Source organism: Variovorax sp. GW821-FHT09B05 (assembly GCF_059418265.1).
Window position 1 is genome coordinate 325,391 of the sequence record NZ_JBWKPN010000004.1, and the last position, 18,239, is coordinate 343,629.

At 70.2% G+C, this 18,239-nt stretch carries 17 protein-coding genes; 9 read left to right on the top strand and 8 right to left on the bottom strand.

Annotated features, from left to right (window positions below; genetic code table 11):
- Nucleotides 1-34 precede the first annotated feature (34 nt).
- Complete coding sequence (locus AC07RM_RS13245; protein ID WP_495334791.1) at nucleotides 35-1,261, bottom strand: CaiB/BaiF CoA transferase family protein; 1,227 nt, start codon at nucleotides 1,259-1,261, stop codon at nucleotides 35-37.
- A 35-nt stretch (nucleotides 1,262-1,296) separates the two neighbouring features.
- Nucleotides 1,297-2,076, bottom strand: a complete 780-nt coding sequence (locus AC07RM_RS13250) for an enoyl-CoA hydratase/isomerase family protein (RefSeq protein WP_093352737.1) — start codon at nucleotides 2,074-2,076, stop codon at nucleotides 1,297-1,299.
- Nucleotides 2,077-2,351: 275 nt separating this feature from the next.
- Here AC07RM_RS13250 and gbd point away from each other — a divergent pair, with 275 nt between their 5' ends.
- The 6 genes from gbd to AC07RM_RS13280 are packed head-to-tail and all read left to right on the top strand — an operon-like array spanning nucleotide 2,352 to nucleotide 8,331.
- Nucleotides 2,352-3,491 (top strand): 4-hydroxybutyrate dehydrogenase, encoded by a 1,140-nt coding sequence (gene gbd, locus AC07RM_RS13255; RefSeq protein ID WP_495334792.1) that lies wholly within the window; start codon nucleotides 2,352-2,354, stop codon nucleotides 3,489-3,491.
- Nucleotides 3,492-3,521: 30 nt separating this feature from the next.
- Entirely contained in the window at nucleotides 3,522-4,499 is a 978-nt protein-coding gene (locus AC07RM_RS13260; RefSeq protein WP_495334793.1) for a Bug family tripartite tricarboxylate transporter substrate binding protein, read from the top strand.
- Nucleotides 4,500-4,557: 58 nt separating this feature from the next.
- Entirely contained in the window at nucleotides 4,558-5,550 is a 993-nt protein-coding gene (locus AC07RM_RS13265) for a TRAP transporter substrate-binding protein (protein WP_093352731.1), read from the top strand.
- Nucleotides 5,547-6,479, top strand: a complete 933-nt coding sequence (locus tag AC07RM_RS13270; protein ID WP_495334794.1) for an amidohydrolase family protein — start codon at nucleotides 5,547-5,549, stop codon at nucleotides 6,477-6,479. The genes AC07RM_RS13265 and AC07RM_RS13270 overlap by 4 nt, the downstream gene beginning before the upstream one ends.
- 42 nt (nucleotides 6,480-6,521) lie before the next feature.
- Nucleotides 6,522-7,025, top strand: coding sequence for a TRAP transporter small permease (locus tag AC07RM_RS13275; protein WP_395347075.1), 504 nt, complete (start codon nucleotides 6,522-6,524; stop codon nucleotides 7,023-7,025).
- Nucleotides 7,026-7,053: 28 nt separating this feature from the next.
- Complete coding sequence (locus tag AC07RM_RS13280) at nucleotides 7,054-8,331, top strand: TRAP transporter large permease subunit (protein WP_261206450.1); 1,278 nt, start codon at nucleotides 7,054-7,056, stop codon at nucleotides 8,329-8,331.
- Between the two features lie 25 nt (nucleotides 8,332-8,356).
- Here the strand turns inward: AC07RM_RS13280 and AC07RM_RS13285 are convergent, their stop codons facing one another.
- Together AC07RM_RS13285 and gcvA are read right to left on the bottom strand one after the other, a co-directional pair.
- On the bottom strand, nucleotides 8,357-8,845 hold the full coding sequence (locus AC07RM_RS13285) for a YbaK/EbsC family protein (RefSeq protein WP_495334795.1): 489 nt from the start codon (nucleotides 8,843-8,845) through the stop codon (nucleotides 8,357-8,359).
- A gap of 34 nt (nucleotides 8,846-8,879) precedes the next feature.
- Entirely contained in the window at nucleotides 8,880-9,797 is a 918-nt protein-coding gene (gene gcvA, locus AC07RM_RS13290) for a transcriptional regulator GcvA (protein WP_495334796.1), read from the bottom strand.
- 176 nt (nucleotides 9,798-9,973) lie between these two features.
- On the opposite strand from gcvA, the gene AC07RM_RS13295 reads away from it, so the two are divergent.
- The 3 genes from AC07RM_RS13295 to AC07RM_RS13305 are packed head-to-tail and all read left to right on the top strand — an operon-like array spanning nucleotide 9,974 to nucleotide 14,106.
- Nucleotides 9,974-11,320, top strand: a complete 1,347-nt coding sequence (locus AC07RM_RS13295) for an aminotransferase class III-fold pyridoxal phosphate-dependent enzyme (protein WP_495334797.1) — start codon at nucleotides 9,974-9,976, stop codon at nucleotides 11,318-11,320.
- On the top strand, nucleotides 11,317-12,132 hold the full coding sequence (locus AC07RM_RS13300; protein WP_495334798.1) for an enoyl-CoA hydratase-related protein: 816 nt from the start codon (nucleotides 11,317-11,319) through the stop codon (nucleotides 12,130-12,132). Before AC07RM_RS13295 ends, AC07RM_RS13300 begins: the two co-directional genes overlap by 4 nt.
- A 24-nt stretch (nucleotides 12,133-12,156) precedes the next feature.
- A complete protein-coding gene (locus AC07RM_RS13305; RefSeq protein WP_495334799.1) occupies nucleotides 12,157-14,106 on the top strand; it encodes an AMP-binding protein in 1,950 nt (649 codons plus the stop codon).
- 13 nt (nucleotides 14,107-14,119) lie between these two features.
- On the opposite strand, the gene AC07RM_RS13310 is transcribed toward AC07RM_RS13305, so the two are convergent.
- The 4 genes from AC07RM_RS13310 to AC07RM_RS13325 are packed head-to-tail and all read right to left on the bottom strand — an operon-like array spanning nucleotide 14,120 to nucleotide 18,238.
- Nucleotides 14,120-15,112, bottom strand: a complete 993-nt coding sequence (locus AC07RM_RS13310; protein WP_495334800.1) for an ABC transporter ATP-binding protein — start codon at nucleotides 15,110-15,112, stop codon at nucleotides 14,120-14,122.
- Nucleotides 15,109-16,113 (bottom strand): ABC transporter ATP-binding protein, encoded by a 1,005-nt coding sequence (locus tag AC07RM_RS13315; RefSeq protein ID WP_495334801.1) that lies wholly within the window; start codon nucleotides 16,111-16,113, stop codon nucleotides 15,109-15,111. The genes AC07RM_RS13310 and AC07RM_RS13315 overlap by 4 nt, the downstream gene beginning before the upstream one ends.
- Before the next feature lie 20 nt (nucleotides 16,114-16,133).
- Nucleotides 16,134-17,045, bottom strand: a complete 912-nt coding sequence (locus tag AC07RM_RS13320; protein WP_495334802.1) for an ABC transporter permease — start codon at nucleotides 17,043-17,045, stop codon at nucleotides 16,134-16,136.
- A complete protein-coding gene (locus AC07RM_RS13325) occupies nucleotides 17,042-18,238 on the bottom strand; it encodes a M20 aminoacylase family protein (protein WP_495334803.1) in 1,197 nt (398 codons plus the stop codon). Before AC07RM_RS13325 ends, AC07RM_RS13320 begins: the two co-directional genes overlap by 4 nt.
- Nucleotide 18,239: the final 1 nt, after the last annotated feature.

Here is an 18,239-nt window from a genome sequence, read left to right on the forward strand (position 1 = left end):
TCTTGTCTCCGTCTCGTTGTGTTTCTTGCGTGTCTCAGTCCGCCGTCGCGTCGGCCGCGGCATGCGCCGCGCCGAACGCGCCGCTGCTTCGCAGCACGGCGATGTCCTCGGCCGTCATGCCGATCTCGCCGAGCACCTGCTCGGTGTGCTGGCCCAGCAGTGGCGCCGGGTGCCGCACCTGCTGCGGCGTGCCGCCGAGTTTGACCGGAAAGCCCAGGGCGCGTGTCTCGCCCTCCACCGGATGCTGGATCTTCAGCACCATGTTGCGCGCCACCGCCTGTTCGCTCGCCAGGGCCTCGGCGTAGTCGTAGATCGGCGCGGCCGGCACGCCCGCGGCCAGCAGCGCATCGACCCACTCGGTGGCGGTGCGACGCGCGAACTCGCGCTCCAGTTCCTCGATCAGCACCACGCGGTTGCGGATGCGCAGCACGTTGTCGGTGAAGCGCGCGTCGCGCACCAGGTCCTCGCGCCCGATCACGCCGCACAGCGCGGTCCAGAGCTTGGGGTTGGCCGCGCCGATGACGAAGGGCCGGTCGGAGGCGCGCACCGCCTGGTAGGGCGCGCTCATGCGGTTGGCGCTGCCGATCGGCGTGGGCACCTGGCCCGTGCCCCAGTACTCGGCCGACTCCCACACCGACAGGCCCAGCGCGGTCTCGAACAGCGAGGCGTCGACGAACTGGCCCTCGCCCGTGAGGCCGCGGCCGATCACCGCGCTGAGGATGCCGTAGGCCGCGAACAGGCCCGCGCCCAGGTCGGCCAGCGGGATCGCCGACTTCACCGGCGGCTCGCCCGGATGGCCCATCACGCTCATCACGCCGGTCATGGCCTGCGCGATCAGGTCCAGGCCCGGGCGCTTGGCCCAGGGGCCGGTCTGGCCGAAGCCCGAGATGCTCGCGTACACCAGCCGCGGGTTGAGCTGGCGCAGGGTCTCGTAGTCGATCTTCAGCCGCGCGGCCACGCCGGGGCGGTTGTTCTCGACCAGCACGTCGGCCTCCTTCACGAGCGCGTAGAAGGCCTCGAGGCCGGCCGGGTTCTTGAGGTCGATCTCGATGCTGCGCTTGTTGCGGTTGAGCGCGAGGAAGCCGCCGCTGTCGGCGCCCTTGAGGCGAAAGCCCATCGAGCGGCGGGTCTGGTCGCCGATGCCGGGCGTCTCGACCTTGATGACGTCCGCGCCCATGTCGCCGAGCAGCATGCAGCAGAAAGGGCCGGCCATGATCTGGCTGACGTCGAGGACCTTGATGCGGGAAAGGGGAAGGGTCACGCGGGGGCTCCGGATCTGGAAAGAGGGTGGCGGGCTCAGCGGCCCGTGAAGACCGGCTTGCTCTTGGCCAGAAAGGCCTGGAAGCCGATGCGGAAGTCCTCGGTGTCGAAGCAGGCGTAAGCCTCGGCGTTCTCCTCGGCCGACAGCGGCGCGGGCTGCGCCAGCCGGCGCACGAACTTCTTGTGCCAGCGCGCCACCAGCGGCGCGCCGTTGGCGATGCGCCGCGCGGTCGCGTAGCCCTGCTCGAGCACCGCGGCGTCGTCGACCACGCGGTTCACCAGGCGCTTCTCGAAGGCCTCCTTGGCATCGAACACGCGGCCCTCGAGCACGATCTCGAGCGCGGTCGCGCCGCCGACCAAGTCGACCAGCCCGCCGAGCTCGCCGTACGACATCACCAGGCCGAGCTTGTTGACCGGCACGCCGAAGCGGCTCGAGCTGCCACAGATGCGCATGTCGCAGACGGTGGCGATCTCGAGCCCGCCGCCCACGCAGGCGCCCTCGATCACCGCGAGCGTGGGGTGCTTGCTGGTGGCGATCGCATGCATCGCGCGGTGCGTGACCTCGGCATAGGCGGCGGCCTGCGCCGCGTTGGCGCGGCTGCGCTGGAACTCCTCGATGTCGGCGCCGGCCGAGAAGGCCTTGCCGCCGGCGCCGCGCAGCACCACGCAGCGCAGTTCGTCGTCGGCCGAGAGCTCGGCGAAGGCATCGGCCAGGCCCTGCCACATGACCTGGTCCATGGCGTTCATCTTGTCGGGCTTGTTGAGGGTCACGGTCGCGATGCGGTCGTCGCGCTCGACCAGGATGAGCGAGGTCATGTCGGCTTGTCTCTTTCGTAGGGGGGCGGGTTGCGAACGGGCCGAAGTCTAGGGAGCGGTCCGCGCGCGGCCAAACGAAAAAAACTGGGGCGGTCTTCAAGAAAAACTCGCGCCCGGCAGAGCCCGCGGCTTGTGAATTTTTCTCGCCCGGACTTCAAGTAAATCCACGTTGCCGCCCCCGGCACCCGTTCCTAGACTCGCGGCCCACGACGACCGGTGCTCGCTCAAGCGAGACACCGGCACCCCGGACCACCGCCGAGACAAGGAACCAGCGCATGGCGCTCATCAACTACATCACCCAGATCCAGATCGATTTCGGCGCTGTGCAGCTGCTGGCGCAGGAGTGCGACCGCCTCGGCATCCGGCGACCGCTGGTCGTGACCGACGCCGGCGTGCGCGCCGCGGGCGTGCTCGAACGCGTGACCGCGCAGCTCGGCGCGGGCCGCGAGTTCGTCGTGTTCGACGGCACGCCCTCCAACCCCACCGAACGCGCGATGCGCGAGGCCGTGGCGCTGTACGCCGAGCATCGCTGCGACGGCATCGTCGCGGTCGGCGGCGGCTCGCCGATCGACCTGGCCAAGGGCGTGGCCGTGTGCGCCACGCACGAAGGGCCGCTGAAGTCCTTCGCGGCCATCGAGGGTGGCGCGGCGCGCATCACCGCGGCCACCGCGCCGGTGATCGCCGTGCCCACCACGGCCGGCACCGGCAGCGAGGTCGGCCGCGGCGCGGTGCTGATCCTCGACGACGGCCGCAAGGTCGGCGTGCTCTCGCCGCACCTGGTGCCGCGCGTCGCGCTGTGCGATCCCGAACTCACGCTGGGCCTGCCGCCGATGCTGACCGCCGCCACCGGCATGGACGCGATCGCGCACTGCATGGAGACCTTCATGGCGCCGGCCTTTAACCCGCCGGCCGACGGCATCGCGCTCGACGGCCTGCGCCGTGCCTGGCGCCACATCGAACGCGCCACCGCCACGCCCGGCGACCGCGAGGCGCGCCTGAACATGATGAGCGCCTCGATGCAGGGCGCGCTCGCGTTCCAGAAGGGCCTGGGCTGCGTGCACAGCCTGAGCCATTCGCTCGGCGGCATCGCGCCGCGCCTGCACCACGGCACGCTCAACGCGATCCTGCTGCCGGCCGTGATCCGCTTCAACGCGCAAGCCGAGTCGATGCGCAAGGACGAGCGCCTCGTGCGCATGGCACAGGCCATGGGGCTGGGCGGCGGCGACGAGGTGGCGCCGGCCGTCTCGGCCATGAGCGCGCGCCTCGGACTGCCCACCGGCCTGGCCGCGCTCGACGTCTCGCCCGACCTGTTCCCGCGCGTGATCGAGGGCGCGCTCAAGGACCACTGCCACAAGACCAATCCGCGCGAAGCCAGCGTGGCCGACTACCAGGCCCTGCTGGCCGAGTCGATGTAAGCCTCGAAAAGAACTGAAGGAGACAACGCCATGCAACGCCGCCGCTTCATCGCATCGACACTGGCCGCCAGCGCGGCCCTGCCCTTCGCCATCGTGCGCGCGCAGACCGCGCCGCTGCCCACCGCGCCCGTGCGTATCGTCGTCGGCTTTCCGCCGGGCGGCGGCACCGACGTGATGGCGCGCGTGATGGCGCAGAAGCTCGCCACCCTTTGGGGCGTGCCGGTCACGGTCGAGAACAAGGCCGGCGCGGGCGGCGTGATCGCCGCCGAGTACGTCGCCAAGCAGCCGAACAACGGCACCACGCTGCTGATGACCAACATCAGCAACCATGCGATCGCGCCCGCGCTCTATCCCACGCTGGGCTACGTGGTGGAGCGCGACTTCACGCCGCTGGTGCTGGTGGGCGTCACGCCGAACCTGCTGATCTGCAACCCCTCGAAGCCCGCGCGCACGGTCAAGGACCTGGTGGTGCTGTGCCGCGACAAGCCGGGCACCGTGACCTTCGGCTCCTCGGGCGCGGGCGCCTCGCAGCACCTGGCGATCGAACTCTTCAAGCTGCGCGCGGGCGTCGATGCGCTGCACGTGCCCTACCGCGGCTCGGGCCCGATGCTCACCGACCTGATCGGCGGCCAGATCGACTACAGCTTCGAGACCATGACCTCGGCCACGCCGCACGTGGCCAGCGGCAAGCTGGTGGCGATCGCGCAGACGCGGCCGCGGCGCTCGAAGGCGCATCCCGAGGTGCCCACCGTGGCCGAGCTCGGCTACCCGGGCTTCGACGCCAGCACCTGGTACGGCCTGGTCGGGCCCGCGCAGATGAATGCCGCGATGGTGCAGCGCATGAACGAGGACTTCAACCGCGTGCTCGCCCTGCCCGACGTGGCGGAGAAGCTCGCGAGCTACGGCGCCGAGGACGGCGGCGGCAGCGCCGCGAAGTTCGCCGAGTTCATCGGTACCGAGAAGGACAAGTGGGCCAAGGTGGTCAAGGAAGCCAAGGTCACGGTCTGAGCGGCGGCCCCCGCAAGGCACGCGCCTTCCCCGAATTTCAACGACAGGAGACGACAACATGCACAGGAATTTCAGGTCCCTGGCCGGCGCGCTGCTGGCCGCGCTGCTCGGCCTCGGCGCCGGCGGCGCCGCCGCGCAGGCGCCGGTCAAGCTGCGCTTCAGCCACACCGTGCCCGAGAGCGATTCGCAGCACAAGGCCGCGCTCGAGTTCGCGAAGCGCGTGAAGGAGCGCACCGGCGGCGCGGTGGAGATCCAGGTCTTCGCCAACAGCCAGCTCGGCAACGACGTGACGCTGGTGACCGGCGTGCGCAGCGGCACCATCGACATCGGCGCCACCGGCAACCCCTTCGTGACGGGTCTCGCGCCCAAGCTCAACGCGCTCGACCTGCCCTATCAGTTCGCCGATGCGCAGCAGGCCTACCGCACGCTCGACGGCCCGGTCGGCCGCTCGCTGCTCGACGAACTCGGCACGCACCAGATCAAGGGCCTGGCCTTCTGGGAGATCGGCTTTCGCAGCCTGGGCAACAACAAGCGGCCGATCAACGGCGCGGCCGACATCAAGGGCCTGAAGATCCGCACCACGCCCAATCCCTCGCACCTCAAGGCCTTCCAGCTGCTGGGCGCGAACCCGCAGCCGATGCCCTTCGCCGAAGTGTTCGGCGCGCTCGAGTCGGGCGCGGTCGACGGGCAGGAGAACCCGCCCACGCTGATGCTGTCGTCGAAGATGTACGAGGTGCAGAAGTACCTCTCGCTCACGCGCCATGCCTACACGCCGCTGGTGGTGATCATGAACAAGGCGCGCTTCGATGCGCTCAAGCCCGAGTTCCAGAAGGCGATGCTCGAGGAGGCCGCGGCGGCCGCGAACTTCCAGCGCAAGCTCAACAACGACGGCGAGAAGGACGCCATCGCCCAGCTGCGCGCCAAGGGCATGCAGATTAACGAGACGCCCGACGTCGCGAGCATCCGCCAGGTGGTGCGCGAGGAGACCCGCAGGATGTACGTCGAGAAGAACGGCGACGCGGTGCTCAAGGCGATGGACGCGCAGCCGTGAGCGCCGTGCTTCCCGCCGCCATCGTCGACGCGCACCACCACCTGTGGCACCTGGGCGAGGGGCACTTCCCCTGGCTGCAGGACGGCTACGACGCCGAGGCCTTCTTCCTCGGCGACTACGCGGTGCTGCGGCGCGACTTCGGCGTGGCCGACTATCGCGCCGCCACCGAGGGCCTGCCGGTGGCGGCCACGGTGCATGTGGAGGCCGAGCGCTCGCGCGCCGAGTCGCTGGCCGAGACGCGCTGGCTGCATGCGGTCCACGCGAAACACGGCTTTCCGAATGCCGTGGTGGCCAATGTCGAATTCCTCGCGAGCGATGCCGAAGCCCAGATGCGCGCGCAGGCCGAATGGCCGCTGGTGCGCGGCGTGCGCTGCAAGCCGCGCATCTCGCGCGGCCCCGATCACAGCGTGCGCGGCGAGCCCGGCACCCTGCAGGACGAACGCTGGTGCGCGGGCCTGGGCCTCTTGCGCGACAACGGCCTGCTGTGGGACGTGCGCGTGCCCTACTGGCACCTGGAGGAAGCGGCCGAGGCCGTCGCGCGCTTCCCGGGCCTGCGCGTGGCGATCGAGCATGCGGGCCTGCCCTGGGACCGCAGCGAGGCCGGCCTCGCGCACTGGCGGCGCGGCATGCGGGCGCTCGCGGCACTGCCCGAGGTGATGGTCAAGCTCTCGGAGTTCGGCCTGCCCGATGCGCCCTGGAGCGCGGACAGCAACGTGCGCGTGGTGCGCGAGACGGTCGAGATCTTCGGCGCCGGGCGCTGCATGTTCGCGAGCAACCTGCCGGTGTCGGGCCTGCGCGCGCCCATGGCCGAGGTGGTGCGCGCGGTGGCCGAGGGGCTGGACGGCCTCGACGACGCGGCGCGCGACGCGGTCTGGCGCGGCAACGCCCTGCGCTTCTACCGCATCGACCCGGCCGGCCCGGGGCGCTGAAGCGGCCGGGTGCAAGAACCAACTACAACAGGAGACTCCCCCATGCTTTCCCGCCTCTTCGAACGCGGCGCCAACGTGTTGATGATCGCGATGATGGCCGTGATGGTCGCGCTCGTGTTCGGCAACGTCGTGCTGCGCTACGCCTTCAACTCCGGCATCGTGTTCTCGGAGGAAGCCTCGCGCTTCGTCTTCATGTGGCTCACCCTGGTCGGCGCGCTGCTGGTGATGAAGGACAACGCGCACCTGGGCATGTCGACCGTCGTCGCGCGGCTCGGCGAGCGCGGCCAGCGCTTCTGCCGCGGCGTGGCCGACCTCGGCGCGCTGGCCTGCTGCCTGCTGCTCGCGCATGGCAGCTGGAAGCTGGTGGTGATCGGCATGGACGACCGCGCACCGGTCACCGGCGTGCCGATCGGCCTGGTCTATGCCTGCCTGCTGGTCAGCAGCGTGGGCATGGCGCTGATGCTGGTCGGCTCGCTGTGGCGCCTCTTCACGGGCCGCATGGCGCGCGAGGAACTGGTCAACGACACCGGCAGCGCGGGCGAGTGAGCGCGAACTGAAAGAACACGGGACATCCATGACCATCTTCGTCTTCATCGCCTCGTTGCTCGGGGCCATGGCCTTCGGCATGCCCATCGCCTTCGCGCTGCTCGTCTGCGGCGTCGCGCTGATGGTGCACCTGGGCAACTTCGACACCCAGATCCTCGCGCAGAACATGCTCGAGGGCGTCAACAACTATCCGCTGATGGCGGTGCCCTTCTTCATGCTCGCGGGCGAGCTGATGAACGCGGGCGGCTTGTCCGCGCGCATCGTCAAGGTGGCCGATGCGCTGGTCGGCCACGTGCGCGGCGGCCTGGGCTACGTGGCGATCATCGCGGCCACCGTGGTCGCGAGCATCTCGGGCTCGGCCGTGGCCGACACCGCCGCCGTCGCGGCGCTCCTGATCCCGATGATGCGCAAGGCCGGCTACGACGTGCCGCGCGCGGCCGGCCTGATCGCCGCCGGCGGCATCATCGCGCCGGTGATCCCGCCCTCGATCGCCATCGTGGTGTTCGGCGTGGTGGCGCAGATCTCGATCACCAAGCTGTTCCTCGCCGGCCTGTTCCCCGGGATCATGATGGCGCTGACGCTCACCGCCACCTGGTGGCTGTGCGCGAAGAAGGAGAAGAACGTCGCGGTGCGCAGCTTCAGCGCCGGCGGCCTGGGCCGCGCGCTGCTCGACGGCGTGTGGGCGCTGGTGTTGCCGCTGGTGATCATCGGCGGCATGAAGTTCGGCGTGTTCACGCCCACCGAGGCTGCCGTGGTGGCGGTGGTCTATGCCTTCGTGGTGGGCCGCTTCGTCTACCGCGAGCTCGAGATGCCGCGCCTGCCCGAGCTGGTGCTCAGCGCCGCCAAGACCTCGAGCACCGTGCTGTTCCTCGTGGCCTCGGCGCTGGTGTCGGCCTGGCTCATCACCATCGCCAACATCCCGGCACAGGTCAGCGAACTGCTCGAGCCCTTCGTCGACAACAAGATCCTGCTGATGTTCGTGATCATGGTGCTGGTGATCATCGTGGGCACCGCGCTCGACCTGATGCCCACCGTGCTGATCATGACGCCGATCCTGATGCCCGTGATCCACAAGGCCGGCATCGACCCCGTCTACTTCGGTGTGATGTTCATCATGAACAACGCCATCGGCCTGCTCACGCCGCCGGTGGGCACCGTGCTCAATGTGGTGGCCGGTACTTCGCGCGTGAGCCTGGACCAAGTGATCCAGGGCGTGTGGCCCTTCCTGCTGTCGCTCACCGGGCTGATGTTCCTGTTCGTGCTGTTCCCGCAGCTCATCACCGTGCCCGCCAGCTGGCTGCGCTGACAAGGTGTGAACGATAGGCCGTAGCTCAGGGCTTGGCCAGCGGCGCGACACCTGCGCCCGTGGCGCGCAGCAGCGCGGCCGTTTCGATCTCGAGCGTGGAATCGTTGCGGCCGGTGCCGCAGTAGAGCGTGACCAGGCGCGCCGCCGCCTCGTCGACGATCACGCGCGCGCCGCCCACCGGCAGCGGCGCCACGCCGCCCGGCACCATCTGCAGGTCGGTGGCGAGTTCCTCGTCGGCCGCGAGCCGCAGGTCGGCGCGGCGCACGCCGAAGGCATCGGCGATGCGCTTGTAGTCGGCCCGGTCCTGGCCCCGCAGCGCGGCCAGCAGGTAGCGGCCGTCGGGCAGGCGGAACGCAAGGCACTTGACCATTGCGCCGGTGTCGAAGGGCAGCAGCGTGCGCGCGTCCTCGAAGGAGACGACGGGGGCGTGGGCGTGCAGGCGGTAGGGCAGGCCGGCCTGTTGCAGGAAGGCCAGTGCGGCGGGGCTCAGCGAGGGTTCGGGAGGAGCTTGCATCGGCGCATGCTACGAAAACGCCCGCGTTCTGTCTTCAGAAAGCATCGGCCGCCGAGCGAAGCCAGTGCGTGAACGCCGCGACCGCGGGCCGGTCCTGCGCGCCGCGCTGGCACAGCAGGTGGTAGCGGTACGGGCCGGGCAGATCGTCGGGCCAGGCCCGTGCCAGTTCGCCGCGCTGCAGCGCATCGCGCGCCAGCACGTCGGAAGCGAGCGCCACGCCTTGCCCCGTGGCCGCGGCATCGAGCGCGAGATAGCTGTGCGAGAAGCGCAAGGCGGGAGCCGGTCGCAGCGATGCGCCGGGTGCCACGCCCTGGGCCGCGAACCACGCCTCCCAGCTGATCTGCTCGGGAATGCGCGGTTCGAACTCGTCGTGCAACAGCACGCTGCCCAGCAGATCGCGCGGCGACGCGGGCATTCCATGCCGTTCCAGCCAGCGCGGGCTCACGACGGGATAGAAGGCCTCGTGCAGCAGCGGCTGTGCCTCCATTCCGGGGTAGGGGCCGGAGCCGAGCCGGATCGCCACGTCGACGCGATCGCGCGCGAAGTCCACCGGTGCCACCGCGGCGAGCACGCGCACCTCGACCGTGGGATGCGCGGCACGGAACGCGCCAAGCCGCGGCATCAGCCAGCGCGTCACGAACGAAGGCATGGCGCTGACCGTCACTTCGCTGGCGCCCTCCGCATGCTGGCGCCAGCGCATCGATACGCGTTCGAGTTCCTCGAGCAGCGGCGCGACGCCGCGCAGGTAGGCCTGTCCGGCGTCGGTGAGTTCGACCGAGCGGGGCGTGCGCAGGAACAGCGGCAGGCCGAGCCAGTCCTCGAGCTGCCGCACCTGATGGGCCACCGCGCCGGCCGAGACGAAGAGTTCCGACGCGGCCTTGGCGAAGCTGCCGTGGCGCGCGGCGGCCTCGAACACGCGCACCGACAGCATGGGTGGAAGCTGGCGTGCCATGGCTATCTCTCCAGGTTCAGGGGTGGGGAAGAACGATCGGCGGGACATGGCGAGCGCGAATTGCTTTGCGGCTGAGGCCCCAAAGCTTTGGTTTGTCCGCACGGACCTGCATTCCTATGCTTCATCGCAGCGATCCGCTTCAACTTTTCTTCACGCAACAACACAGAGGACAGACGATGGACCTTCAGATCCATGGCCAGGCCAACGCGAGCCTGCCTGCCGCCTACCGGCAGGTGCTGGTGTCGTGGTCGGTACAGGGCGGGCTCAACCCGCCCGTGATCACGCATGCCAAGGGCTGCCATTTCCACGACACGAACGGCAAGGCCTATCTCGACATGACCAGCGGCTACGTGGCGGTGCCGCTGGGCCACGGGCATCCGAAGGTGGTACGCGCGATCCAGCAGCAGGCCGAGCGGCTGTGCTGGGTGGCCTCGAGCTACTTCAACGACGTGCGCGCCGAATACGCCGAGTTGCTGAACCGCATCTCGCCCTGGAGCGAGGGGCTGCGCGTGCACTTCGCGAGCGGCGGCGGCGAGGCCAACGACGATGCGGTGAAGATCGCGCGCCTCGTCACGCGGCGGCCCAAGGTGCTGACCGCCTACCGCTCCTACCACGGCAGCACCATCGGCGGCAGCGCGCTGACGGGCGTGGACCGGTGGCGCGACCCGCTGCCGAACCTGCCGGGCATGGTGAAGTTCTTCACTCCCTATCCGTATCGCAGCCCGTTCCACACGCGCGAGCCGGCCGAGGAATCGCGGCGCGCGCTGCAGCATCTCGAGCAGGTGCTGTCGCACGAGGGCGCGCACAACGTCGCGGCCATCGTGCTCGAGCCGATGACGGGATCGAGCGGCATGGTGATCTATCCCGAGGGCTACCTGCAGGGCGTGCGCGCGCTGTGCGACCGCCACGGCATCCTGCTGGTGTACGACGAGGTGATGACCGGCTTCGGCCGCACCGGCGCCGCCTTCGCCGCGACGCGGCTCGGCGTGCTGCCCGACCTCATGTCCTTTGCCAAGGGCGCCAGCTCCTCGTACACGCCGCTGGGTGGCGTGCTGGTGCGCGAAGGCGTGGCGAGCCATTTCGACACCGAGCTGTTCGACGTGGGCCACACGCATGCGGGCCATGTGCTGGCCGTCGCGGGCGGCGTCGCCGCGCTGCGGGTCTACCTCGAGGAGGGCTTGTTCGAACGTGCCCTCGAGATCGAGGGCTGGCTGCGCGAGGGGCTTGGCGAACTGCAGCGCAGGCACCCGGTGGTGGGCGATGTGCGCGGGCTCGGCGCGCATTTCGGCCTCGAACTGGTGAAGGACCGCGAGACGCGCGAGCCGCTGGTGGAATGGCACCATCCCGGGGGCTCGGCGCCGATGAAGCTGTTCTACGGTGATTTGATGAAGCGCGGTGTGCATGCCTATGGCCGGTACAACGTGGCGATGGTGTCGCCGCCGTTCGTGATCACGCGCGAGGAACTGTCGCAGGGGCTGGAAGCCTTCGATGCCGCGTTGTCGGTGGTGGAGGCGGCGCTGTGAGCACCGTTTCGAACGTCGACTACGAGGACATCCGCTACGAAGAGAGGGACGGCGTCGCGCGCATCACCATCGATCGCCCCGCGCGCTACAACGCGCTGCGCGGCCGCACGGTGGAAGAGCTGCTGCACGCGATCGGCCGCGCCGGGTGGAACCGCGACATCGGCGCGGTCGTGCTCGCCGGTGCCGGCGACAAGGCCTTCTGCACGGGCGGCGACCAGTCCGACCATGGCGAAGGGCAAGGCGGCTACGGCGGGCGCGGCACCATCGGCCTGCCGATGGACGAGCTGCAGAGCCTGATCCGTGACATCCCCAAGCCGGTGATCGCGCGCGTGCAGGGCTATGCGATCGGCGGCGGCAACGTGCTGGTCACGGTGTGCGACCTCGCCATCGCGAGCACCGATGCGGTCTTCGGCCAGGTCGGACCGAAGGTGGGCTCGGTCGATCCGGGCTTCGGCACCGCGCTGCTCGCACGCGTGGCCGGCGAGAAGCGGGCGCGCGAGATGTGGTTTCTGTGCCGCCGCTACGGTGCCGACGAGGCGCTGGCGATGGGCCTGGTCAACCGCGTCGTTCCGCCCGACGAACTCGATGCGGAGGTGGCGCGCTGGTGTGCCGAGATCCTGGCGAAGAGCCCGACCGCCATCGCGATCGCGAAGCGCTCGTTCAATGCGGACTCCGAGAACATCCGCGCCATCGGCGCGCTGGGTTTCGAGGCGCTGGCGCTCTACTACGGCACGGCGGAATCGCGCGAAGGCGTGGAAGCCTTTCTCGCGAAGCGCGCGCCCGATTTCCGTGCCGCGCGCCGACGCGGCTGAGCCGGCAGGAACGGAGGACGATGCATGGAATTTCCCGATCTCACGCTCTGGCGGCCCGATGCCGAACGCATCGCCTCGGCGCCACTCACCGCGCTTGCCCATCGCATGGGCCTGGCGGGCTATGACGAACTGCACCGGGCCTCGGTGGACGATCCGGCGAGCTATTGGCGTCACGTGCTGGCGCAGCTCGACATCGTCTGGGATGCGCCCTGGCAGCGCTTTCGCACCGACGCACCCGATGCCGCGCATCCGCGCTGGTTCGACGGCGGCCGATTGAACTGGGTGCGCAGCGCCTTGCGCTGGTCCTGCGATCCCGGGCGCGCGACGCAGCCTGCGCTGATCGCGGAGGCCGAGGACGGTCGCGTCGAAAGGGTCAGCCACGCGGAACTCGCGCTGCGCGTGCGCCGCTTCGCCGGCGGCCTGCGCGCGATGGGCATCGCGCCCGGCGACCGCATCGGGCTGATGCTGCCGATGGGTGCGGAAGCAGCCATCGCCTTTCTCGCCATCGCCGCGCTCGGGGCCGTGTGCGTGCCGCTGTTCACCGGCTTCGGTGCCGAGGCCATCGTTTCGCGGCTCGAGCTCGCGCAGGCGCGCATGCTGATCGCGGCCGAAGGCTTCATGCGGCGCGGCCGCCGGGTGTCGGCGGCCGCGGCCGTCAACGAGGCGCTGGGGCGCCTGCCCGTGCTCGCGCAGGTGGTGGTGCTCGGCGACGGCGACGCCATCGAGGGTCGCTGCGAGCTTCGGCGATGGGAGGAGGTCGCCTGCGCCGAGCCGGTGGCGGACTTCGTCTCGATGGACCCCAACGATCCCTTCATGATCGTGTTCACCTCGGGCACCACGGGCGCACCCAAGGGCACGGTGCATGTGCATGGCGGCTTTCCGCTCAAGATCGCGCACGACAGCTCCTTCCATTTCGAGCTGCTGGCCGGCGACACCTGGTGCTGGCCTTCGGACATGGGCTGGATCGTCGGGCCGATCACGGTCATCGGCGCGCTGATCGCCGGCGCCACGCTGCTGTGCTACGACGGGGCGCCCGACTTCCCCGACTGGTCGCGCTTCGCCGCGATGATCGAGCGGCATGGCGTGACGCATTTCGGCGCCTCGCCCACCTTGATCCGCAGCCTGGCGGCGCATGCGGACGCGGCCACGCGGGGTGACCTGCGCAGCCTGCGCATGCTGATGGCGGCCGGCGAGGTGCTCGATCCCGAGCACTTCGAGTGGTTCTTCCGCCGCTTCGGTCGCGGCGCGCTGCCGCTCATCAACTACACGGGCGGGACCGAGGCGTCGGGCGCCATCCTCGCCAATGTGCCGGTGCGGCCGATCAAGGCCTCGGGCTTCAACAGCGCTTCGCCGGGCGTGCAGGCCTTCGCGGCCGATGACACCGGCGCGCGCGTGGTCGGCGTGCCCGGCGAACTGACGATCGCGCAGCCCTTCGTGGGCATGACGCAGGGCTTCTGGCGCGACGATGCACGCTACCTCGAGACCTACTGGCAGGCGGTGCCGGGCCGCTGGGTGCATGGCGACCTGGTCTACGAGGATGGCGAGGGCCATTTCTTCGTGCTCGGCCGCTCGGACGACACGCTCAAGATCGCGGGCAAGCGGCTCGGGCCGGCCGAGGTCGAGGCCGTGCTGCTGGCCGCGCTGCCGCTGAAGGACGCCGCCGCGGTCGGCCTGCCCGATCCGGTGAAGGGACAGAAGCTGGTGCTGGTGCTGGTACCGCAGTCGGCGGGGGATGGAGCCCCGGACAGCGACGACCTGGCGACGCGTGCGGCGGCCGCCATCGAGGCTGCTCTCGGCAAGCCCTTTCGGCCCGCGATCGTGCATTGCGTCGACGATCTGCCGCGCACGCGCAATGGCAAGGCGATGCGCCGGGTCATCCGCCGCGTGCTCGCGGGGCAGCCGCCGGGCGACCTCTCGGCGCTCGAGAATCCCGGCGCGGTCGAGGCGATCCAGCGGCTCGCCGACACGCCCTGAGGCCGGGGGCCGTTCAGGCACGGCCCTCTTCCACCGCATGGCAAGCCACCTGCACGCCACGGATGCTCTGGAGCTTCGGCCGCTCGGCCGAGCAGCGCGCATTGGCATGCGGGCAGCGCGGATGGAAGGCGCAGCCCGCGGGCGGATTGAGCGGATTCGGCACCTCGCCCTGCACCGGCGTGCGCGCGCGCCCCGTGTGCTTCATCTGCGGGATCGCGTCGAGCAGCATGCGCGTGTACGGATGCTGCGGCGTCGCGAACAGCTTCTGCTTGTCCGCCACCTTCACCAGCCGCCCCAGGTACATCACGCCCACCTGGTCGGCCACGTGGCGCACCACCGCGAGGTTGTGCGAGATGAACAGGTAGGTCAGGCCCTGCTCGCGCTGCAGGTCCTTCATGATGTTGAGCACCTGCGCCTGCACGCTCACGTCGAGCGCCGAGGTGGGCTCGTCGCAGACCAGGAACTCGGGCTGCGTGGCCAGCGCGCGCGCGATCGAGATGCGCTGGCGCTGGCCGCCCGAGAACTGGTGCGGGTACTTGCTCATGTCCAGCGGCGACAGGCCCACCGACTGCAGCAGCTGGCCCACGCGCTCGCGCAGCTGGGCCTTGTCGCTGAGGATGCCGTGCTCGCGCAGCGGCTCGCCGATGATGTCCTCGACGATCCAGCGCGGGTTGAGGCTCGCGTAGGGGTCCTGGAAGATCATCTGGATGCGGCGGCGCAGCTTGCGGCCCTCGGCGGTCTTGAAGGCCGCGTGCGCGTCCTGGCCGTCGAACTGCAACCCGCCGCGCGTGGGCGCGTACAGGCCCACGAGCAGGCGCGCGACCGTGCTCTTGCCGCAGCCCGATTCGCCGACCAGCGCGAGCGTCTTGCCGCGCTCGATCGAGAAGCTCACGCCGTCCACCGCATGCAGCAGCACGCGCGGCTTGCGCTCGAGCACGCGGTTGAGCCAGGGCGGCGAGACGTCGAAGGTGCGCGCGAGGTCGTGGGCTTGGACGAGGGCTGTCATGGGAGGGCGAGGGAAGGGTGGGGGGAGAGAGGGCTTGCCGTGGTGTGCGCATGCAGCCAGCAGGCGGCATGCGTCGCGCCCGCGGCGATCAGTTCGGGCCGTTCCTGCGTGCAGCGCGCGAAGGCCTGGCCGCAGCGCGGATGGAAGGCGCAGCCGGGAGGAATGCGGTTCAGGCGCGGCATCGCGCCGTCGATCTGCGCGAGCCGCTCGGGCGACGAGTCCATGTCGGGAATCGAGGCCATCAGCCCGGCTGCGTAAGGATGGGCGGCGTGCCGCACCACGTCGTGCACCGGCCCGATCTCTGCCACGCGGCCGGCATAGAGCACGGCCACGCGGTCGCAGGCCTCGGCGATCACTCCCATGTCGTGGGTGATCAGCATCACGGCGGCGCCGCGCTCGTGGCAGATGCGCTGCAGCAGCGCGACGATCTGCGCCTGCACCGACACGTCGAGTGCGGTGGTCGGCTCGTCGGCCACGATCAGCACGGGCTCGGCCGCCAGCGCGAGCGCGATCACCACGCGCTGGCGCATGCCGCCCGAGAACTGATGCGGGAAGTGATCGATGCGCTGCGCCGCGGCCGGGATGCCGGTCTCGTCGAGCAGCGCGATCGCGCGGGCGCGGGCCTGCCGGGCATCGAGCCGCAGATGGGTGCGGATGGCCTCGGTCAGTTGCTGGCCGACGGTGAACAGCGGATTGAGCGAGGTCAGCGGATCCTGGAAGATCGAGCCGATGCGCCGGCCGCGAATGTGGCGCATGGCCTCGTGATCGAGCTGGTCGATGCGCTCGCCCTGCAGCCGGATGCGGCCGCCCGCGATGCGTCCGGGCGGTTCGAGCAGGCCGATGATCGAAGCGCCCGTCAGCGACTTGCCGGCGCCCGATTCGCCGACCACGCCGAGGATCTCGCCCGGTGCGATGGAGAAGCTGACCGCGTCGAGCGCGCGCAGGGTGCCGTGGCGCCCGGGAAATTCGACCACCAGGTCTTCGACGTCGAGGATGTTCATGGAGTCCGTTCCTGGCGTGCTCATCGCAGCCTCGGGTTGAGCGCGTCGCGCAGCCAGTCGCCCAGCAGGTTCACGCTGAGCGCGACCGCGATCAGCATCAGGCCGGGGAAGAGCGCGATCCACCATTCGCCCGAGAACAGGTAGTTGTTGCCCACGCGGATCAAGGTGCCGAGCGAGGGCGAGGTCGGCGGCGCGCCGACCCCGAGGAAGGACAGCGTCGCCTCGGTCACGATGGCGGTCGAGACCTGGATGGTCGCGAGCACCAGCACCGGTCCGAGCACATTGGGCAGCACATGGCGCCGCATGATGCGAAAGGGCGCGACGCCCGTGACCTGCGCGGCCTGCACGTACTCCTTGTGGCGCTCGGACAGCGTCGCGCCGCGCACGGTGCGCGCGTATTGCACCCAGCCGCTCAGCGAGATCGCGAGCACCAGCACGGCGAAGGCCACCGAGGCGTGCGCGTTCGGCAGCAGCGAGCGCGCCACGCCGGCGATCAGCAGCGCGGTGAGGATCGGCGGGAACGACAGCATGACGTCGCACACGCGCATGAGCAGCGCGTCGACCCAGCCGCCCGCGAAGCCGGCCAGCAATCCGAGCGCAACGCCGACCACGGCGGAGGCCGCGACCGAGGCCAGGCCCACGATCAGCGAGATGCGCAGGCCGTGGATCACGGCCGACAGCATGTCGCGACCCTGGTCGTCGGTGCCCAGCGGGTAGCTGGCGTTGCCTTCCGGTGCCCATGCCGGCGGCAGCCGCGCATCGAGCAGCTCAAGCCGGGTCAGGTCGAAGGGATCGTGCGGCGACACCCAGCCCGCGAAGACGGCTGCCAGCAAGCAGCCGAGTGCGATCACCGCAGCCGCCATGGCGACCGGCGAGCTGCGAAAGCTGTGGCCGACATCGCTGTCGAGCCATCGGGTCCAGAGCTGTTTCATGGCGCGAGCAGGTCCTCGGCGAGTGCCGCGAACACGCCGCTGCCGACCGGAATGGTGGCGTCGTTGAAGTCGTAGCGCGGGTGATGCAGGAAGCGGCCGTCGGTCATGCCCTGGCCGAGCCGGAAGTAGGCGCCCGGCCGCTGCTGCAGCATGAAGGCGAAATCCTCCGATCCCATGCTGGGCTCCATGTCGCGGACCACGTGGGCCTCGCCGACCACTCGGCAAGCCACGCGCGCGAGCGCTTCGGCGGCCTCGGGGTGGTTGATGGTCGGTGGGTAGAGTTCTTCGTAGTGCACCTCGCCCTGGGCGCCGAAGGCCAGTGCCACGCGTTCCGCGGTCTCGATCAGCCGTTCGCGCAGCACGGCCTGCACCTGGGGCTTGAACCACTTGACCATGCCGTGCAGCTGCGCGTGGTCCGGAATGACCGACAGGGCCTCGGGCGCGCCGGACTGGAAGGACTGGAAGCTGATGACCGCCGCATCGACCGGATTGACGTTACGGCTCACGATGGTGTGCACCGCCGAGACGATCTCCGAGGCCACGAGGATCGGATCGATGGCCTGCTGCGGATGGGCGCCGTGTCCGCCGCGGCCCTGCACGCGGATCGAGAAGCGGTCGATCGCCGCCATCATCGGCCCGGCGTTCAGCGCGATGGTGCCCGCGGGCAGCGAGGGCCAGTTGTGCAGCGCGAACACCTGCTGCGCGGGGAAGCGCTCGAACAGGCCGTCGCGGATCATCTCGCGCGCGCCGGCATGGCCTTCCTCGCCCGGCTGGAAGAAGAAGTAGACGGTGCCGTCGAAGTCGCGGGTCTGCGCCAGGTACTTCGCGGCGCCCAGCAGGATCGCGCAGTGCCCGTCGTGTCCGCAGCCGTGCATGCGGCCCGGGATGCACGAGCGGTAGGCCGGATCGCCGAGTTCCTGGATCGGCAGTGCGTCCATGTCGGCACGCAGGCCGATGCTGCGGCCGCTGGCCGTGGAGCGCCCGTGCAGCACGCCGACCACGCCGGTGCGGCCCACGTGGCGGTGCACCTCGATGCCGAGCGCCTGCAGGAAGGCGGCGATGCGCGCGGCGGTGCGTTCCTCCTCGAAGCCGAGCTCGGGATGCGCGTGGAGGTCCTGCCGCAGCCGGGCCAGGTCGTCGTGGAACGCGCGCACCGCTTCGACGGTGCGCGCCATGGGAGGCGTGGGATTCATG

Bases quoted from the DNA above. Each gene is read 5' to 3' on its own strand.
- AC07RM_RS13275 (WP_395347075.1), top strand. From the start codon at position 6,522: ATGCTTTCCCGCCTCTTCGAACGCGGCGCCAACGTGTTGATGATCGCG.
- AC07RM_RS13250 (WP_093352737.1), bottom strand. From the start codon at position 2,076: ATGACCTCGCTCATCCTGGTCGAGCGCGACGACCGCATCGCGACCGTG.
- AC07RM_RS13305 (WP_495334799.1), top strand. From the start codon at position 12,157: ATGGAATTTCCCGATCTCACGCTCTGGCGGCCCGATGCCGAACGCATC.
- AC07RM_RS13280 (WP_261206450.1), top strand. From the start codon at position 7,054: ATGACCATCTTCGTCTTCATCGCCTCGTTGCTCGGGGCCATGGCCTTC.
- AC07RM_RS13285 (WP_495334795.1), bottom strand. From the start codon at position 8,845: ATGCAAGCTCCTCCCGAACCCTCGCTGAGCCCCGCCGCACTGGCCTTC.
- AC07RM_RS13320 (WP_495334802.1), bottom strand. From the start codon at position 17,045: ATGAAACAGCTCTGGACCCGATGGCTCGACAGCGATGTCGGCCACAGC.
- AC07RM_RS13315 (WP_495334801.1), bottom strand. From the start codon at position 16,113: ATGAACATCCTCGACGTCGAAGACCTGGTGGTCGAATTTCCCGGGCGC.
- AC07RM_RS13295 (WP_495334797.1), top strand. From the start codon at position 9,974: ATGGACCTTCAGATCCATGGCCAGGCCAACGCGAGCCTGCCTGCCGCC.
- AC07RM_RS13260 (WP_495334793.1), top strand. From the start codon at position 3,522: ATGCAACGCCGCCGCTTCATCGCATCGACACTGGCCGCCAGCGCGGCC.
- AC07RM_RS13325 (WP_495334803.1), bottom strand. From the start codon at position 18,238: ATGAATCCCACGCCTCCCATGGCGCGCACCGTCGAAGCGGTGCGCGCG.
- AC07RM_RS13310 (WP_495334800.1), bottom strand. From the start codon at position 15,112: ATGACAGCCCTCGTCCAAGCCCACGACCTCGCGCGCACCTTCGACGTC.
- AC07RM_RS13265 (WP_093352731.1), top strand. From the start codon at position 4,558: ATGCACAGGAATTTCAGGTCCCTGGCCGGCGCGCTGCTGGCCGCGCTG.
- gcvA (WP_495334796.1), bottom strand. From the start codon at position 9,797: ATGGCACGCCAGCTTCCACCCATGCTGTCGGTGCGCGTGTTCGAGGCC.
- gbd (WP_495334792.1), top strand. From the start codon at position 2,352: ATGGCGCTCATCAACTACATCACCCAGATCCAGATCGATTTCGGCGCT.